The organism is Micromonospora sp. NPDC005163 (assembly GCF_053599835.1).
In genome coordinates this window covers 18,848-34,491 of sequence record NZ_JBSFYP010000030.1, presented here as the reverse complement: position 1 = coordinate 34,491, position 15,644 = coordinate 18,848, and the positions used below count along the sequence as shown (strand labels likewise).

Below are 15,644 nucleotides of genomic sequence, written 5' to 3'. Positions count from 1 at the left end.
CGACCCGGATCAGCGGATCACGGGGCGCTTGTCCCGGGGTAGGGCTTCGATCAACTCCCGAGGCAGGTTGAGGGTGTCCGCGATGACCTGGGGTGGCGTGTTGGCCATCCACTGGGTCAGGGAGATGTCCTCGAAGCGGGGCTTGCGGAACATCTCCAGGAAGACCAGCGGCTCGTCGCCGAGGTTCTCGATGTAGTGGCCGTAGGCGAACGGCACATACCCGACGTCCCCGGAGCGCATGTCGAAGGTGCCCGCCACACCACTGCTGGCGAACACGCCCATCCGGCCGTGCCCGGAGAGGTAGTACTGCCACTCATCGTCGGTGGGATGCCAGTGCAGCTCCCGCATCCCACCCGGGTCGACCTCCACCAGAGCGGCGCAGATGGTGGTGGCCGCGGCGAACTGGGACACGTCGGCGATGCGTACCTGCCCACCGGCGAACCACTGCGGCTGCTGGGCGAGCAGCCGATGGCTCAGCGTGCGGGGCACATCCCCGGTCGGGCTCACCACCCGGTGCCGATCCAGCGGCGGCGGCACCTCTCCGGCGAAGATGTACTTCTCCCGCTCCGGGACCGAGTCGAGCTGCTCGGGCCGCCAGCCGAAGTTCTTCGCCAGCACGTCCTTCGGGGTGTGCGCGAAGAAATCGCTGATCAGGAACGTGCCGTTCTCGGTGAACGCCCCGTCGTCGAAGACCAGCAGGAACTCGACGCCCTCGTCGAGGGCCTGGATGTGGTGCGGCACCCCTTGCGGGAAGAACCACAGGTCACCGGCGCGCACGTCGTCGAGGAAGTTCCGGCCCTCCTGGTCGACGGCGCTGATCCGGGCGCTGCCGCGCGACACGTACGCCCACTCGGACTGCTTGTGCCAGTGCAACTCCCGGTACGCGCCCGGCTCCAACGCCATGTCCACGCCGCACAGCTCGGTGGCGACCGGCAGCTCCCGCACGGTGACCTCGCGGGTCCAGCCGCCCCGTTGGATGCGGGTGTGCGCGTCGGAGAAGGAGAACCGCAGGTTGGGCAGGGTGCCCGCGTCCGTGCTCGGTGGCGTCAACAGATCGGGGTTCTGCCGGTCCCGGACCACGTCGCGCGGCCCGGGGTCCCGCCAGCCGGCCTGTCCCCTCTGGGGTTGTGGCGTCGCCCTGTCCCCGCCCGTCATCGCCCGCTCCCTCCGTCGGCCAGCCCGATGCCACCGGGGCGCCGCGAGGTGCGGGCGTCCGGTGACCGGCGACGGGTACCCGGCCCCGAGACCCGGGCGGGCCAGCGGTGGCCCGGCCGGGCCAGCCACCGCCGACGGGCGGCGAAGAAGGCGAAGACCCGGGGATCAGGCGAGGAAGATGAGGGCGAGCCAGCCGCCCACGATGAGCACCAGCGCCAGGGCCAGCACCCAGGTCGGCACGGTGTACTCGCCGCGGCGGTTGCGGTCGATCTCGGCGCGGATCTTGTCCCGCCGGCGTTCGACCCAGTTCTGCCGCTCGGCGCCGCGCTCGGAGCGGTCGGAAGGTCCAGAAGTCGTCATGGCGCGCCCAGCCTACCGGGCCGGCCGGCCCCGCCGGCGGACACCACCGCCGGGGCCGGCACACCCGTCACATGCTGGCGATCAGCCGCTCCACCCGTTCGTCGTACGCCCGGAACGGGTCCTTGCAGAGCACGGTGCGCTGCGCCTGGTCGTTGAGCTTCAGGTGCACCCAGTCGACGGTGAAGTCCCGCCGCTTCTCCTGGGCGTGCCGGATGAACTCGCCGCGCAGCCGCGCCCGGGTGGTCTGCGGCGGGGTCTCCTTGGCCTCGAAGATCTCCGGATCGGTGGCCACCCGGTCCACGTCGCCACGGCGCTCCAGCAGCCCGTAGAGGCCGCGACCACGACGCACGTCGTGGTAGGCCAGGTCCATCTGCGCCACCCGGGGGTGCGACAGCGGCAGGTCGTGCTTGCGCTGGTAGCGCTCGATCAGCCGCAGCTTGCTGACCCAGTCGATCTCGCGGGAGACCGGCTCCAGGTCCCCGGTCTCCACCGCGCTCAGCACCCGGCCCCACAGCTCGACCACCCGCTTGGCCGCCTGGTCGCCCCCGCGGCGCTCCACGAACTCGGTGGCCTTGGCCAGGTATTCCTGCTGAATGTCCAGCGCGCTGACCTCCTTGCCGGAGGCCAGCCGGACCTTGCGCCGGCCCGTGATGTCGTGCGAGACCTCACGGATCGCCCGGATCGGGTTCTCCAGCGACAGGTCGCGCATCACCACCCCGGCCTCGATCATCCGCAGCACGATGTCGGCCGTGCCGACCTTGAGCAGCGTGGTGACCTCGTTCATGTTGGAGTCGCCGACGATCACGTGCAGCCGCCGGTAGCGCTCGGCGTCGGCGTGCGGCTCGTCGCGGGTGTTGATGATCGGGCGGCTGCGGGTGGTCGCCGAGGAGACGCCCTCCCAGATGTGCTCGGCCCGCTGTGACAGGCAGTAGACCGCGCCACGCGGGGTTTGCAGAACCTTGCCGGCCCCGCAGATCAACTGCCGGGTGACCAGGAAGGGGATGAGGACGTCGGCGAGCCGGCCGAACTCGCCGTGCCTGGAGACCAGGTAATTCTCGTGGCAGCCGTACGAGTTGCCGGCCGAGTCGGTGTTGTTCTTGAACAGGTAGATCTCACCCGCGATGCCCTCGTCGTGCAGTCGCTTCTCCGCGTCGACGAGCAGGCCCTCCAGGATCCGCTCGCCGGCCCGGTCGTGGGCGACCAGGTCGGTCACCGAGTCGCACTCCGGTGTGGCGTACTCCGGGTGCGACCCGACGTCCAGGTAGAGCCGGGCCCCGTTACGCAGGAACACGTTGCTCGACCGACCCCAGGACACGACGCGACGGAACAGATACCGCGCGACCTCGTCCGGGGACAGCCGCCGCTGCCCGCGATAGGTGCAGGTGACGCCGTACTCGGTCTCGAGGCCGAAGATTCGCCGCTCCATGGTGTGACATTAGCCGTCCGGAGGGCCCGTTCGTCACTGTCAGACCACAGGTCGCGCCCGGGGGGCGGTCACATACCGGTTGAGTGCGACATTCCGTCCGGCCCGCGCGCGCCGGCGGCGCCCCGCCCCGGATGCGCCGGCAACGGCGCGACGGCCCTCTCGGGATGCCGGCTCGCGTAGAGTGCTGAACCCGTGAGGATCCTCGTCACCGGCGGAGCGGGATTTATCGGCTCGGCGTACGTGCGCATGCTGCTCGGCGCGCCGGGCGGCGACGCGGGACTCCCGGTGAGCGAGCCGGACGTGGTGACCGTGCTGGACAAGCTGACCTACTCGGGCAACCTGACCAACCTCGACCCGGTGCGCGACGACCCCCGGCTGCGGTTCGTGCAGGGTGACATCTGCGACCCGGCCCTGGTCGACGAGGTTGTCGCCGGGCACGACGTGATCGTGCACCTCGCCGCCGAATCGCACGTCGACCGGTCCATCGCTGGCGCCGCCCCGTTCGTCACCACCAACGTGCTCGGCACCCAGACGCTGCTGGACGCCGCGCTGCGCCACGGCACCGGGCGGTTCGTGCACGTCTCCACCGACGAGGTCTACGGCTCGATCGACGAAGGTTCCTGGACCGAGACCTGGCCGTTGGCGCCCACCTCGCCGTACTCGGCCTCGAAGGCCGGCGCCGACCTGCTCGCCCTGGCCTACCACCGCACCCACGGCATGGACGTGGTGGTCACCCGCTGCTCCAACAACTACGGGCCGTACCAGTTCCCGGAGAAGGTCATCCCGCTGTTCGTCACGAACCTGCTCGACGGCGGCACCGTCCCGCTCTACGGCGACGGCGGCAACGTCCGGGACTGGCTGCACGTGCACGACCACTGCCGGGGCATCGCCCTCGTGCAGCACAAGGGCCGCCCCGGCGAGGTCTACCACATCGGCGGCGGCACCGAACTGACCAACCGGGAACTCACCGGCCGGCTGCTGGAAGCCTGCGGCGCCGGCTGGGACCAGGTGGTCCCGGTCCCCGACCGCAAGGGCCACGACCGCCGCTACTCGCTCGACACCATCAAGATCAGCGAAGAGCTGGGGTACGCCCCGAGCATCGACCTGGAACACGGTCTGGCCGCGACGGTCCGGTGGTACCGCGACAACCGGGCCTGGTGGGAGCCGCTGCGGTAGGGATTTACTCGGCCGTCTGCGTGCCCGACTTGTCCTCGAGATCGGCCGACCCGGCGGACGACGTGGGCTTGTGCGCCTCCTCGGTCGGCGACGTCGGCGCCTCGGCACGGTCCCCGGCCGGCGGCTCGGCGCCCCCGTCCAGCAGCGAGGTCAACGCCGCGCCGGTGATCCGGCGGAAGGTCCGCCCGACGCGCCGGCGGTCCAGCACCGCGACCTCAAGCTGGTTCGCGGCGATCGCCCGGGCGGCGCCGCCCTCCCCGCCGACGGTGCTCAACGCCTGCACCGCGACGTTCACCGCCTCCCCGAGCGACATGTCCGCCCGGTGGTTCGACTTCAGCACGCCGGTGATCGCCTCGGCCTGCCCACCCATCGCCATCCGCCCCGGCTCGTCGTTGACCGAACCGTCGTAGGTCAGTCGGTACAGCTCATCGTCGTCGGGAGTGGCACCGACCTCCGCCACGCAGATCTCCACCTCGAACGGCTTCGACTGCTCGGTGAAGATCGCGCCCAGCGTCTGCGCGAACGCGTTCGCCAGGGCCCGACCGGTGACGTCCCGCCGGTCGTAGCTGAGCCCGTTCAGGTCCGCCATCCGCACGCCGGCCCGGCGCAGGTTCTCGAACTCGTTGTACCGCCCGACGGCGGCGAAGCCGATCCGGTCGTAGATCTCACTGACCTTGTGCAGGGCGCTGGAGAGGTTCTCCGCGACGAAGAGCACCCCGCCGGCATAGCTGAGGACCACCGCGCTACGACCCCGGGCGATGCCCTTGCGGGCCAACTCGGAGCGGTCGCGCATGATCTGTTCGGGCGAGGCGTAGAACTGCATGGCCACGGCGGCGGTTCTCCTTACGGCGCTGAGCTGACGACTGCTGACTGGTGGGGGTGGGCGAGGGTCAACCGCCCGGGTTCTCCATCCGGCCGGAGACCACACCCTCGGCGATCGCCGCCGTTTCGGCGTCGGTCAGCCGGCGGGTGCCGTCGGCCGTCGCGGTCATCACCACCGGGTAGATCCGTCGGGTCAGGTCCGGTCCGCCGGTCGCGGTGTCGTCGTCCGCGGCATCGTAGAGCGCCTCGACCGCCAGCCGGGTCGCGTCGTCGACGGACAGGCCGGCCCGGAAGCGCTTCTTCAACGCGGACTTGGCGAAGAGCGAGCCGGAGCCGATCGCGTCGTAGCCGGTCTCCTCGTACGGGCCGCCGGTCACGTCGAAGCTGAAGATCCGGCCAGCCCGCGCCGGGTCCGCGCAGGCGAGGTCGAAGCCGGCGAAGAGTGGCACCACCGCCAGCCCCTGCATGGCGGCGCCCAGGTTGCCCCGGATCATCGAGGCCAGCCGATTTGCCTTGCCGTCCAGCGAGAGCATGGCGCCCTCGATCTTCTCGTAGTGCTCCAGCTCCACCTGGAACAGTCGCATCAGCTCGATGCCGATGCCCGCGGTGCCCGCGATGCCGACCAGCGAGTACGCGTCCGCCGGGTGCACCTTCTCGATGTCGCGCTGGGCGATCAGGTTGCCCATGGTGGCCCGGCGGTCGCCGGCCATCACCACACCGTCAGCGGCCGCGATGGCCACGATGGTGGTCGCGTGCGGCGCCAGGTCGGCGGCCATGCCCGGTGGCAGCGGCCGTCGACCGGGCAGCATCTCGGGCGCCACCCGGCTCAGGAACGTGGTGAAGGACGACGTCCCCGCGTTGGTGAACACATCTGGTAGACGCCCGGATGGATCAAAGCCCGCTGCCACGTGGTTCCTCTCAGGTACGTGATCGCCCTGGCCAGCCTCATGGGACTGTCACGGAACTGGCCAAGACCACCGTTGCAGTTGAAGCAGAGTATCCCGCGCACCCATCCGGTGCGATGATCGTGGTCCAGATGTTCCGGATCGGGGCGCTCACAGATGGCGCACACGCCGCCCTGCTCGGCCAGGAGCTCGTCGAACTCCTTCTGCCCCACGCCGTAGCGCCGCCGCAGGTGGTATTCGCGCGTGCCGCCGTATAGCCGCTGCGCGGTCTCCTTGCTCCGGTCATTATGGCAGGGTTTGCAGTAGCTGTGCCGACCACTGGCCTTAGCCCTGATAGTGGGAAAATCCGCCAGCGGCTTGATCTGCTCGCAATCCGGGCACCACTTGAGACCCTGACCAACCGGCGTCGCCGACCGTCGCTGCGGGGAGACGCCTCGTTTGCGGCGACTGACCTCCGACCGGGCGTTCGCGCACGACTTGCAGTAGAAGGCGAGCCCGCCCGTCCGTCGACGGTCGCTGTGGAACTCAGTGCGTGGCAGTAACCGCTTGCAGTCCGGGCATATCTTGTCCGATCGGCCTGGCAAATCGGACATATGCCTCATTGGCCCCCTTTTTGGACGTAACCCCTCACGAATTCTTCTGCATTCTCTTCAAGAACGGAGTCGATCTCGTCGAGCAGGTCGTCGACGTCCTCGGTGATCTCGGCGTGCCGCTCCGCCACCTCAGGGTTGGCCTCGGTGGTGACGTCCTCGATCTCCTCGCCCTGCCGGGACTTGCCGGACTGCGACTGACCGCCGCTGTCACGAGTGGCCATAGCTGCCTCCTCTAGATCGCCTGGCATGAAATCTACCCCGTCGAGGCGACAGAAAGCCCCCGCGTCAGCCGTGTTCGGGTGGCACCGATCGCCGATCCCCGACGGGCGCGGCGTCGCTCACCGGCCGGTCAACGTCTCCAGGAGGTCCTTGGCGCTGGCGCAGCGGTCGAACAATGCCCCGACGTGCGCGCGGGTGCCCCGTTCCGGCTCCATCATCGGCACCCGGACCAGCGACTCCCGGCCCACGTCGAAGATCACCGAATCCCAGCTGGCGGCGACCACCTCGGAGGCGTACTGCGCCAGGCAGCGACCGCGGAAGTAGGCCCGGGTGTCCTCGGGCGGCTCGGTCATCGCGGTGCGCGTCTCCTCGTCGGTGAGCAGCGTCTTCATCGCCCCCCGGGAAACCAGCCGGTGGTAGAGGCCCTTCTCCGGCCGGACGTCGGAGTATTGCAGGTCGACGAGCTGGAGCTTGTGCGCGCCCCAGCCGAGCTTCTCCCGCTCCCGGTAGCCCTCCAGCAGCCGCTGCTTCGCGACCCAGTCCAACTCGTCGGCGCAGAGCATCGGATCGCGACCCAGCCGGTCCAGCACGCTCTCCCAGCGGTCGAGGACGTCGGTGGTCTGCTCGTCCACGTCCGTGCCGTAGCGGTCGTCGACAAAGGACCGGACCCGCTCCAGGTAGGCCCACTGCACGTCCAGCGCGGTGAGCCGGCGGCCGTCGCGCAGCCGCATCCGGTGGGTCAGGGACGGGTCGTGGCTGACCGCACGCAGCTCTGAGACCGGGTCGGCGATGCCGAGGTCCGGGCCGAGCGCCTTCTCCTCGATCATGGTGAGGATCAGCGCGGTGGTGCCGACCTTGAGGTAGGTCGAGATCTCCGAGAGGTTGGCGTCGCCGATGATGACGTGCAGCCGGCGGTACTTGTCGGCGTCGGCGTGCGGCTCGTCCCGGGTGTTGATGATGGGGCGCTTGAGGGTGGTCTCCAGACCCACCTCGACCTCGAAGAAGTCGGCGCGTTGGGAGATCTGGAAGCCGCTCTGGCCGCCGTCCTGGCCGATGCCGACGCGGCCGGCGCCGCAGACGATCTGCCGGGTGACGAAGAAGGGCGTCAGGTACGCCACGATGTCGGCGAACGGGGTCTGCCGGCGCATCAGGTAGTTCTCGTGCGCGCCGTAGCTGGCGCCCTTGTTGTCGGTGTTGTTCTTGTAGAGGTGGATCGGCTGGCTGCCGGGGATGGTGGCGGCCCGGCGGGACGCCTCGGCCATCACCCGCTCGCCGGCCTTGTCCCAGCGCACCACGTCGCGCGGGTTGGTCACCTCGGGGGTGGAGTATTCCGGGTGGGCGTGGTCGACGTAGAGCCGGGCGCCGTTGGTGAGTATCACGTTGGCCAGGCCGAGGTCCTCGTCGGCGAGGGCCTCGGCGGGGTCGTAGGCGGCCCCGGAGTAGGTGAAGCCGCGCGCGTCGCGCAGCGGCGATTCCTCCTCGTAGTCCCACCGGGCCCGCCCACCCCGGTTGAGCTCGGGGCGGGCTCCGTATGCGTTGACCACCTGGGACGAGGTGACCATCGGGTTGGCTCCGGCCTGGCCGGGCACGGAGATGCCGTACTCGATCTCGGTGCCCATGATCCGTCTTACGCTCATCGACCTACCCGCTTCGCTCGCCCGACCCGGTCCCCCGTCACGTCGAGCGTAGTCCGACAGATCGGGGACGGGGGCACGCCGGTGCAGCCGTGTCACCGGTGTCGTCGCCGCGCCCGGGTCCACAGAAAACGGTTGGGGGCCCGGGACGCGTCGCGTCCCGGGCCCCGGCCGTTGCTAGCTGTGGCTCAAAGGTACTGGCCGGTGTTGCTGGCGGTTTCGATGGACCGCCCGGCCTCGGCGCCCTTGCCGCCGGAGACCAGCGTGCGGATGTAGACGATCCGCTCGCCCTTCTTGCCGGATATCCGGGCCCAGTCGTCGGGGTTGGTGGTGTTGGGCAGGTCCTCGTTCTCCCGGAACTCGTCGACGCAGGCGTCGAGCAGGTGCTGCAGGCGCAGCCCCTTGCGCCCGGAGGTGAGGAACTCCTTGATGGCCATCTTCTTGCTGCGGTCGACGATGTTCTGGATCATCGCGCCGGAGTTGAAGTCCTTGAAGTAGAGGACTTCCTTGTCACCGTTGGCGTAGGTGACCTCGAGGAAGCGGTTCTCCTCGGTCTCCGAGTACATCCGCAGCACCACGGCGTCGATCATGGCCGCGACGGTGGCCTGGGGGTCGGCGCCGTGCTCGGCCAGGTCGTCCGGGTGCAGGGGCAGCCCGGAGAGGATGTACTTGGAGAAGATGTCCTTCGCCGCTTCGGCGTCCGGCCGCTCGATTTTGATCTTCACGTCGAGCCGACCCGGACGCAGGATCGCCGGGTCGATCATGTCTTCCCGGTTGGAAGCGCCGATGACGATGACGTTCTCCAGCCCCTCCACGCCGTCGATCTCGCTGAGCAGCTGCGGGACGATCGTGTTCTCCACGTCGGAGGAGACACCGGAGCCACGGGTCCGGAAGATCGAGTCCATCTCGTCGAAGAACACGATCACCGGGGTGCCCTCGCCGGCCTTCTCCCGGGCTCGCTGGAAAATCAGCCGAATGTGCCGCTCGGTCTCGCCGACGTACTTGTTGAGCAGCTCCGGGCCCTTGATGTTGAGGAAGAAGCTGGTGTGCTTCTCCTTGCCCTGCCGCTCGGCGATCTTCTTGGCCAGCGAGTTGGCCACCGCTTTGGCGATCAGCGTCTTGCCGCAGCCGGGCGGGCCGTAGAGCAGGATGCCCTTGGGCGGGCGGAGCTGGTGCTCACGGAACAGGTCCGCGTGTAGGAAGGGCAGCTCCACCGCGTCGCGGATCTGCTCGATCTGCGACTGGAGGCCACCGATGTCGGTGTAGCCGACGTCGGGCACCTCCTCCAGGACCAGCTCCTCGACCTCGCTCTTCGGGATCCGCTCGTACGCGTACGAGGAGCGGGGCTCGATCATGAGCGAGTCGCCGGCCCGGATCGCCGAGCCGATGAGCGTCTCGGCGAGGTGCACGATGCGCTCCTCGTCGGAGTGAGAGACCACCAGTGCCCGGTCACCCGGCGCACCGCCCGGCCCCTCCAGGATCTCCTTGAGCATCACCACCTCGCCGACCCGCTCGTAGCCGAACGCGTCGACGATGTTGAGCGCGTCGTTGAGCAGGACCTCCTGGCCACGGCGCAGCTCGGCCACGTCGAGCGAGGGCGAGACGGCGACCCGCAGCTTGCGACCGCCGGTGAAGACGTCCACCGTGCCGTCGTCGTGCTTGGCCAGGAAGACGCCGTAGCCACTCGGCGGTTGTGCGAGGCGGTCGATCTCCTCCTTGAGCGTCACAATCTGCGTGCGAGCCTCCTTGAGGGTGCTCACCAGCCGGTCGTTGTTCTCGGTCAGCCGCGCCAACTGAGCCTGGGTGGCCGCCAGCCGCTCTTCGAGCTGCCGGACGTGTCGGGGGCTTTCGGTCAACTTGCGCCGCACCAGGGCGAGTTCCTCTTGAAGGAACGCGACCTGCGTGGAGAGATCGTGGGCTTCCTTCTCCCACCGTGCGGCGCGCGAGTCCGCGTCGTCGCTGCGTGCCACGTCCCACCTCCCCGGGGGGCTTGAACGTTCTGCCCTAACACTAGCCGCTATGAGGCCGATTCGGTCCCACGCAACACCCTCGTCACCGAACCTTGATCGCCAAGGGTGGCCTGGCGGGCCGGTACTGGCGTTCGGGTACCGTCGGACCGTACGACGGGAGAACATGGGGGGTGCTCCGGTGGCCGAGGTCGCGACCGACCAGTTGCAGGTCTGGGTGGACCAGGATCTCTGCACGGGCGATGGGCTCTGTGTGCAGTACGCGCCGGAGGTGTTCGAGTTCGACATCGACGGCCTGGCGTACGTCAAGGGCGCCGACGGTGAGCTGCGGATGGCGCCGGGCAGCCGGGTGGACGTGCCCGAGCACCTGCGGCTCGAGGTGATCGACTCCGCGAAGGAGTGCCCGGGCGACTGCATCCACGTCGTGCGGGGCGACGGTGTCGAGGTCGCCGGCCCGGACGCCGAGGACTGAGCCACCCGCCAACCGGCGCGGCCCCCGGCACGAGGGGGTAGGGCTCAGAGCAGCGGGCGGCCGACCACCGAGGCGACCAGCCGGGCAAAATCTTCCAACCGGGCGATCTGCCCGGCGCCGCCGTCGTCGAGGGTCTTGCCGAAGCGCAGCGCGTCGTGCCGCGGCGTGCCGACGATCTCCTCGCTCGGCGGCGCCTCGTCCAGCGAGGTGAGCAGCAGATACACGTCGATGCTGTCGACACGGATCTCGCCGCTGTCGGTGCGGTTGAGCCGGCGACGGCAGCCGACCTCGGTGACGGTGGAGACCGGCACCACTCGCAGCGACGACGTCATCGACCCCGGCGGGCCCTCCGTCGGCGGCACGTCCTCGCCGTGCCAGAGGATCAACCGGCTGCCGTCGCAGACCACGACCTCCTGCCACACGCCGTTGACCTCGTTGACGAAGCGTTCCAGGGTGAAGCCGAGCACCGACGCGCCGCGCAGCACCCCGCCGAGCGCCTCCAGGGCCACGTCCGGGTCGCGCAGGTAGGCGCGCGCCGCCGACTCCAGGTCCTGGTAGGGCGACCAGTCCGGAAACACCGCGGGCAGATCGCCGCCGCCGTAGCCCGGTCGGCTCATGCCGCAGCCTCCCCCCGCGCACCCACACCGACCCGCCTGCTCGCACCGGCCCGGACGCCCGCACCCGCACGCGTGCTCACGCCGGCCCGCCCAGCTCGATGGTCACGGCCTGTCCATCTCCCCCGTCGCGTCGGGCTCCACACCCGCCGCCTGCGCGGCGGCCGCCTGTCGGGCCGCCTCCGCCTGTCGGGCCGCCTCCGCCTCGCGCAGCACCTGCCGGCGCTGCACGTACGCCTCAGTGCCCTTGCTGGGCTTGCGGCGGCGAGGCGGCGCGGTGACCCCGGGGGCCAGCTTGCGGGCGGAGACCAGGAACGCGGTGTGCGCGATCATCCGGTGGTCCGGCCGGACGGCGAGGCCCTCGGCGTGCCAGTCCCGCACCAGCGACTCCCAGGCCCGCGGCTCGGTCCAGCCGCCGCGCTCGCGCAGCGCCTCCACCAGCTCGGAGAGCTGGGGCGTGGTGGCCACGTAGCCGATGAAGACGCCGCCGGGCACCAGCGCCCGCTCGACCATGTCGAGCGTCTCCCACGGGGTGAGCATGTCCAGGATGATCCGGTCGAAGCCGGTCTCCTGGCACTGCGCGACGTCGCCGACGTGCAGGTTCCAGGCCGGGTGCGGCCCGTTGAAGAACGACTCGACGTTGCGCCGCGCGATCTGGGCGAAGTCGTCCCGCAGCTCGAACGAGTGCAGCTCCCCCTCGGTGCCGACCGCGCGCAGCAGTGAGCAGCTCAGCGCGCCGGAGCCGGCGCCGGCCTCCAGGACCTTCGCGCCGGGAAAGATGTCGCCCATCGCGACGATCTGCGCCGAGTCCTTCGGGTAGATCACCTGCGCGCCGCGCGGCATGGACAGCACGTAGTCCGACAGCAGCGGCCGTAGCGCCAGGAAGGCCGTGCCGCCGCCGGTGGTGGTGACCACGCTGCCGTCGGGCAGGCCGATCAGCGCGTCGTGCGCCAGGATGCCGCGGTGGGTGTGGAACTCCTTGCCGGGCTCCAGCGTCACGGTGTGCATCCGCCCCTTGGGGTCGGTCAGCTGCACCCGGTCGCCGGGCCGGAACGGCCCGCGGTGCACGGGTGTCAGTGCCGGGGAGGCGGCGTCGGCCGGGACGGTGGAGGGAGTTGCGGTCACGATGTCATCTTCCGGTCGGGTTCGAGGACCTGCGCGAGGTCCGCGATGTGCAGAATGCCGACGACATCTTCGCCTGCCGTCACCACGTACTGCGCGCCCGGGTGGCTCTGCACGGCCTCCATCACCCGCTCGCCGTCCAGCCCGACCGGCAGCGCGGGGAGCGCGCCCAGCGACCGGGCGACGGCGTCCACGGCCAGCCACGGGCGGCGATCGGCGGGTACCGCCTCGGCGGCGGCCGGGTCGACCAGCGCGACCGGCCGGCCGGTGGAGTCCGTGACCAGCAGCGCGGCGGCGGGCTGCCCACCCTCGGCGCGCCGGCGCTGGGCCTCGGACAGCGGTGTGCCGGTGGTCACCGGCCAGACCGGCCGGGCCAGGCGGGACAGGTCGATCAGCGGGAACCGGCGGCTGACCCGGGCGGCCCGGATCGACTGCCCGGCGCCGCGCCAGAGGGTGACGGCGACCAGCAGCATCAGCGGCAGCGCCAGTGGCGCCAGGAAGCCGCCGACGGTGAGCAGGAGGACCAGGATCGTGGTGCCGACGGCGACGACGCGGCCGGCCCAGCCGGCGACCTCGGTGCCGCGGTGCCGGTCGCCGGTCAGCCCCCACACCGCGGCGCGCAGCGCCCGGCCGCCGTCGAGTGGCAGCCCGGGCAGGCTGTTGAACAGCGCGACGATGACGTTGCTCACCGCGAGCTGGAAGGCGAGCTGATGAGCCACGCCGCCCACCGGCAGGGCGAGCGTGGCGGCGACCGCGACGACGGCCAGCACCGCGGAGACCGCCGGGCCGGCCAGTGACACCAGCAGGTCGACGCGGGGAGACGGGGCGTCCCGGTCCATCTCGGTGTAGCCGCCGAGCAGTTCCAGAGTGATCCCGCGCACACCGATGCCGTAGCGGCGGGCGGTGAGCGCGTGGCCCAGCTCGTGCAGCAGCACCGAGCCGAGCAGCGACACCACGAACCCGAAGCCGATCAGATAGCCACTGATCTGCGGCAGGTCCAGCTGCCGGCGAGCGAACTCCGCGTACAGCACGGCGACCAGCGCGGCGAGCAGGAGCATCGAGGCGTTGAGGTGCAACGGCACTCCGAACACCCGGCCCACGTTCAGGCCGGTGCGCCGGTCGGGTCGCCGCGGCGGTCGGGATGTCTGCTCCATCGGGACGATGCTACGGACCGGTGGCGCCCCGGGGCGGGTGGCGGTCGGTGTCACACCGGTGCCCTAACCTTTGCCGACATGACGGCGGAACCGGTCACCACCCACCAGTCCCCCTCCCCGGCGCAGGTGCCGCCGACGGTGCGGGCCTCGCTGTCCCCGTCGCGGGCGGCGGATTTCAAGACCTGCCCGCTGCTCTACCGGTTCCGCAGCATCGACCGGCTGCCCGAGCGGACCACCATTGAGCAGGCCCGGGGCACCCTGGTGCACGCGGTGCTGGAGCGCCTGTTCGACCTGCCCGCCCAGAGCCGCACACCGGCCGCGGCAGGTGACCTGGTGGCCCCGCAGTGGGACCGGATGGTCACCGAGCAGCCGGAGCTGGCCGGGATCTTCGACGGCGCGGAGCCGGCCGGCCCCGTGGAGTTCCTGCGCTCCGCCGCCGGGCTGCTGGAGGGCTACTTCGCGGTGGAGGACCCCACCCGGTTGGAGCCGGCCGAGCGGGAGAGTCTGATCTCGGCGGTGGTCGACGAGGAGCTGCTGATCCGGGGTTACCTCGACCGGCTCGACGTGGCCCCGGACGGCGCGCTGCGGGTGGTCGACTACAAGACCGGCGGCGCCCCCCGGGAGGCGTTCGAGGCGCGGGCGCTGTTCCAGCTGAAGTTCTACGCGCTGGTGCTGTGGCGCACCCGAGGGGTGGTGCCCAGGGTGCTGCGACTGCTCTACCTGCGCGACGCCGAGGTGTTGGACTACACGCCGGACGCCGAGGAGCTGGTCCGCTTCGAGCGCACGGTGGTGGCGCTGTGGCGGGCGATCGAGCAGGCCACCGCCCGGCAGGATTTCCGGCCCCGCCCGAGCCGTCTCTGCGACTGGTGCAGCCACCAGGCGCTGTGCCCCAGTTTCGGCGGCACCCCACCACCGTTCCCGGTCGGTGTGGCCGGCGCCGATCCCCTGCGCGATGCCCGGTCCGGTCCGGCGGCGCCGGGCGCCGACGACTGACCTCCGGTGCGGCGCACGCCCGTCACCGCGCCTCCTGACCCCTCGCGCCGAGCCACCTCGGGGGCCTCAGGCCGACCGGACAGGGGCCACGCCGATCGGGACACGGCGGCTGGCCGAGCTCTACGGTGGTCCGCGGCGCATCGGTAGGCATGCGCGAGGATGACCGGTGCGGCAGCACGGCGTCGGCGCGGGACAGGGGGACGAGATGACCGAACGGGTGGCCTCGGCGCGGCCGGTGCGGATCCTGCTCGCCGACGACCAACCGCTGCTGCGCACCGGGTTCCGGATGGTGCTGGGCGCCGAGGGTGACCTCCACGTGGTGGCGGAGGCCGGCGACGGCCTGGAGGCGGTGGAGCTGTCCCGCCGGCTGCTGCCCGACGTCGTGCTGATGGACATCCGGATGCCCCGGATGGACGGGGTGGCCGCGACCCGGGCGATCGTCGACGCCCGACTGCCGGTGCGGGTGCTGGTGCTGACCACGTTCGATCTGGACGAGTACGTCGTGGGCGCGCTGCGCGCCGGAGCCAGCGGATTCCTGGCCAAGGACGTCCCGGCCGAGGAGCTGATCGCGGCGATCCGCACGGTGGCCGGCGGGGACGCGGTGGTGGCGCCACGGATCCTGCGGCGGCTGCTGGACCGCTTCGCCGACCTGCTGCCCGACCCGGCGGCGACGCCGTCGGCCGTGCTCAGCACGCTCACCTACCGGGAGCGCGAGGTGCTGGTGCAGGTGGCCCGGGGGCTGTCCAACGCCGAGATCGCGGCGGTGCTGTCGGTCAGCGAGACCACCATCAAGACCCACGTCGGGCACGTGCTGACCAAGCTGCGGCTGCGTGACCGGGTGCAGGCGGTGGTGCTGGCGTACGAGTCGGGGCTGGTCCGTCCCCGGGCGTAGCTCCCTGGCGGCAGCTACCTCACTCGGCGTACCCGCAGATCCCTCCCAGGGGCGACGCCCCCGGTTGCCGCGCTCACCTACCGTGACCGGAGATGGCTCGGCGCGGTTGACCCTCTCGTGGGGTCAGCTCCTAGCGTGCG

The 15,644-nt window shown here is 70.9% G+C and carries 16 protein-coding genes; 4 read left to right on the top strand and 12 right to left on the bottom strand.

What is annotated here, in order from left to right; translation table 11 throughout:
- Positions 1-9: 9 nt before the first annotated feature.
- From ACWD6N_RS21080 to pafA, 3 genes are all read right to left on the bottom strand, one after another.
- Positions 10-1,155, bottom strand: a complete 1,146-nt coding sequence (locus ACWD6N_RS21080) for an oxalate decarboxylase family bicupin (RefSeq protein ID WP_450005087.1) — start codon at positions 1,153-1,155, stop codon at positions 10-12.
- Positions 1,156-1,320: 165 nt separating this feature from the next.
- Positions 1,321-1,515: a hypothetical protein gene (locus ACWD6N_RS21075; RefSeq protein WP_354965360.1), complete on the bottom strand. Its 195-nt coding sequence runs from the start codon at positions 1,513-1,515 to the stop codon at positions 1,321-1,323.
- 67 nt (positions 1,516-1,582) lie between these two features.
- The gene (pafA, locus tag ACWD6N_RS21070) at positions 1,583-2,941 is read right to left on the bottom strand and encodes a Pup--protein ligase (protein ID WP_354965361.1); all 1,359 of its coding nucleotides are present in this window, start codon (positions 2,939-2,941) and stop codon (positions 1,583-1,585) included.
- 192 nt (positions 2,942-3,133) lie between these two features.
- Between pafA and rfbB the strand changes: the two genes are divergently transcribed.
- Positions 3,134-4,117 carry a dTDP-glucose 4,6-dehydratase gene (gene rfbB / locus ACWD6N_RS21065; protein WP_450005086.1) on the top strand — a complete coding sequence of 328 codons (984 nt, stop codon included), beginning with the start codon at positions 3,134-3,136 and terminating at the stop codon, positions 4,115-4,117.
- A gap of 4 nt (positions 4,118-4,121) precedes the next feature.
- Here rfbB and prcA read toward each other — a convergent pair whose 3' ends face one another.
- The 6 genes from prcA to arc all read right to left on the bottom strand — a co-directional run bounded on the left by prcA (position 4,122) and on the right by arc (position 10,260).
- Entirely contained in the window at positions 4,122-4,946 is an 825-nt protein-coding gene (gene prcA / locus ACWD6N_RS21060) for a proteasome subunit alpha (RefSeq protein WP_354965363.1), read from the bottom strand.
- A 61-nt stretch (positions 4,947-5,007) separates the two neighbouring features.
- Entirely contained in the window at positions 5,008-5,847 is an 840-nt protein-coding gene (prcB, locus tag ACWD6N_RS21055; protein WP_354965364.1) for a proteasome subunit beta, read from the bottom strand.
- Positions 5,766-6,437, bottom strand: a complete 672-nt coding sequence (locus ACWD6N_RS21050) for an endonuclease VII domain-containing protein (RefSeq protein WP_450005085.1) — start codon at positions 6,435-6,437, stop codon at positions 5,766-5,768. The genes prcB and ACWD6N_RS21050 overlap by 82 nt, the downstream gene beginning before the upstream one ends.
- Before the next feature lie 5 nt (positions 6,438-6,442).
- Complete coding sequence (locus ACWD6N_RS21045; protein ID WP_067366797.1) at positions 6,443-6,658, bottom strand: ubiquitin-like protein Pup; 216 nt, start codon at positions 6,656-6,658, stop codon at positions 6,443-6,445.
- 117 nt (positions 6,659-6,775) lie between these two features.
- Positions 6,776-8,293 carry a depupylase/deamidase Dop gene (gene dop / locus ACWD6N_RS21040; protein ID WP_354965366.1) on the bottom strand — a complete coding sequence of 506 codons (1,518 nt, stop codon included), beginning with the start codon at positions 8,291-8,293 and terminating at the stop codon, positions 6,776-6,778.
- A 185-nt stretch (positions 8,294-8,478) separates the two neighbouring features.
- Positions 8,479-10,260, bottom strand: coding sequence for a proteasome ATPase (gene arc / locus ACWD6N_RS21035; RefSeq protein WP_387322754.1), 1,782 nt, complete (start codon positions 10,258-10,260; stop codon positions 8,479-8,481).
- A gap of 178 nt (positions 10,261-10,438) precedes the next feature.
- Between arc and ACWD6N_RS21030 the strand changes: the two genes are divergently transcribed.
- Positions 10,439-10,729 carry a ferredoxin gene (locus tag ACWD6N_RS21030; protein WP_074309704.1) on the top strand — a complete coding sequence of 97 codons (291 nt, stop codon included), beginning with the start codon at positions 10,439-10,441 and terminating at the stop codon, positions 10,727-10,729.
- A gap of 44 nt (positions 10,730-10,773) precedes the next feature.
- Here ACWD6N_RS21030 and ACWD6N_RS21025 read toward each other — a convergent pair whose 3' ends face one another.
- From ACWD6N_RS21025 to ACWD6N_RS21015, 3 genes are all read right to left on the bottom strand, one after another.
- Positions 10,774-11,346 carry a hypothetical protein gene (locus ACWD6N_RS21025; protein WP_450005084.1) on the bottom strand — a complete coding sequence of 191 codons (573 nt, stop codon included), beginning with the start codon at positions 11,344-11,346 and terminating at the stop codon, positions 10,774-10,776.
- Between the two features lie 102 nt (positions 11,347-11,448).
- Positions 11,449-12,468: a tRNA (adenine-N1)-methyltransferase gene (locus ACWD6N_RS21020; protein WP_450005083.1), complete on the bottom strand. Its 1,020-nt coding sequence runs from the start codon at positions 12,466-12,468 to the stop codon at positions 11,449-11,451.
- The gene (locus tag ACWD6N_RS21015) at positions 12,465-13,619 is read right to left on the bottom strand and encodes a site-2 protease family protein (RefSeq protein WP_450005082.1); all 1,155 of its coding nucleotides are present in this window, start codon (positions 13,617-13,619) and stop codon (positions 12,465-12,467) included. The genes ACWD6N_RS21020 and ACWD6N_RS21015 overlap by 4 nt, the downstream gene beginning before the upstream one ends.
- Positions 13,620-13,697: 78 nt before the next feature.
- On the opposite strand from ACWD6N_RS21015, the gene ACWD6N_RS21010 reads away from it, so the two are divergent.
- Positions 13,698-14,612: a RecB family exonuclease gene (locus ACWD6N_RS21010; protein ID WP_450005081.1), complete on the top strand. Its 915-nt coding sequence runs from the start codon at positions 13,698-13,700 to the stop codon at positions 14,610-14,612.
- Between the two features lie 205 nt (positions 14,613-14,817).
- Complete coding sequence (locus tag ACWD6N_RS21005) at positions 14,818-15,504, top strand: response regulator (RefSeq protein WP_450005119.1); 687 nt, start codon at positions 14,818-14,820, stop codon at positions 15,502-15,504.
- Positions 15,505-15,644: the final 140 nt, after the last annotated feature.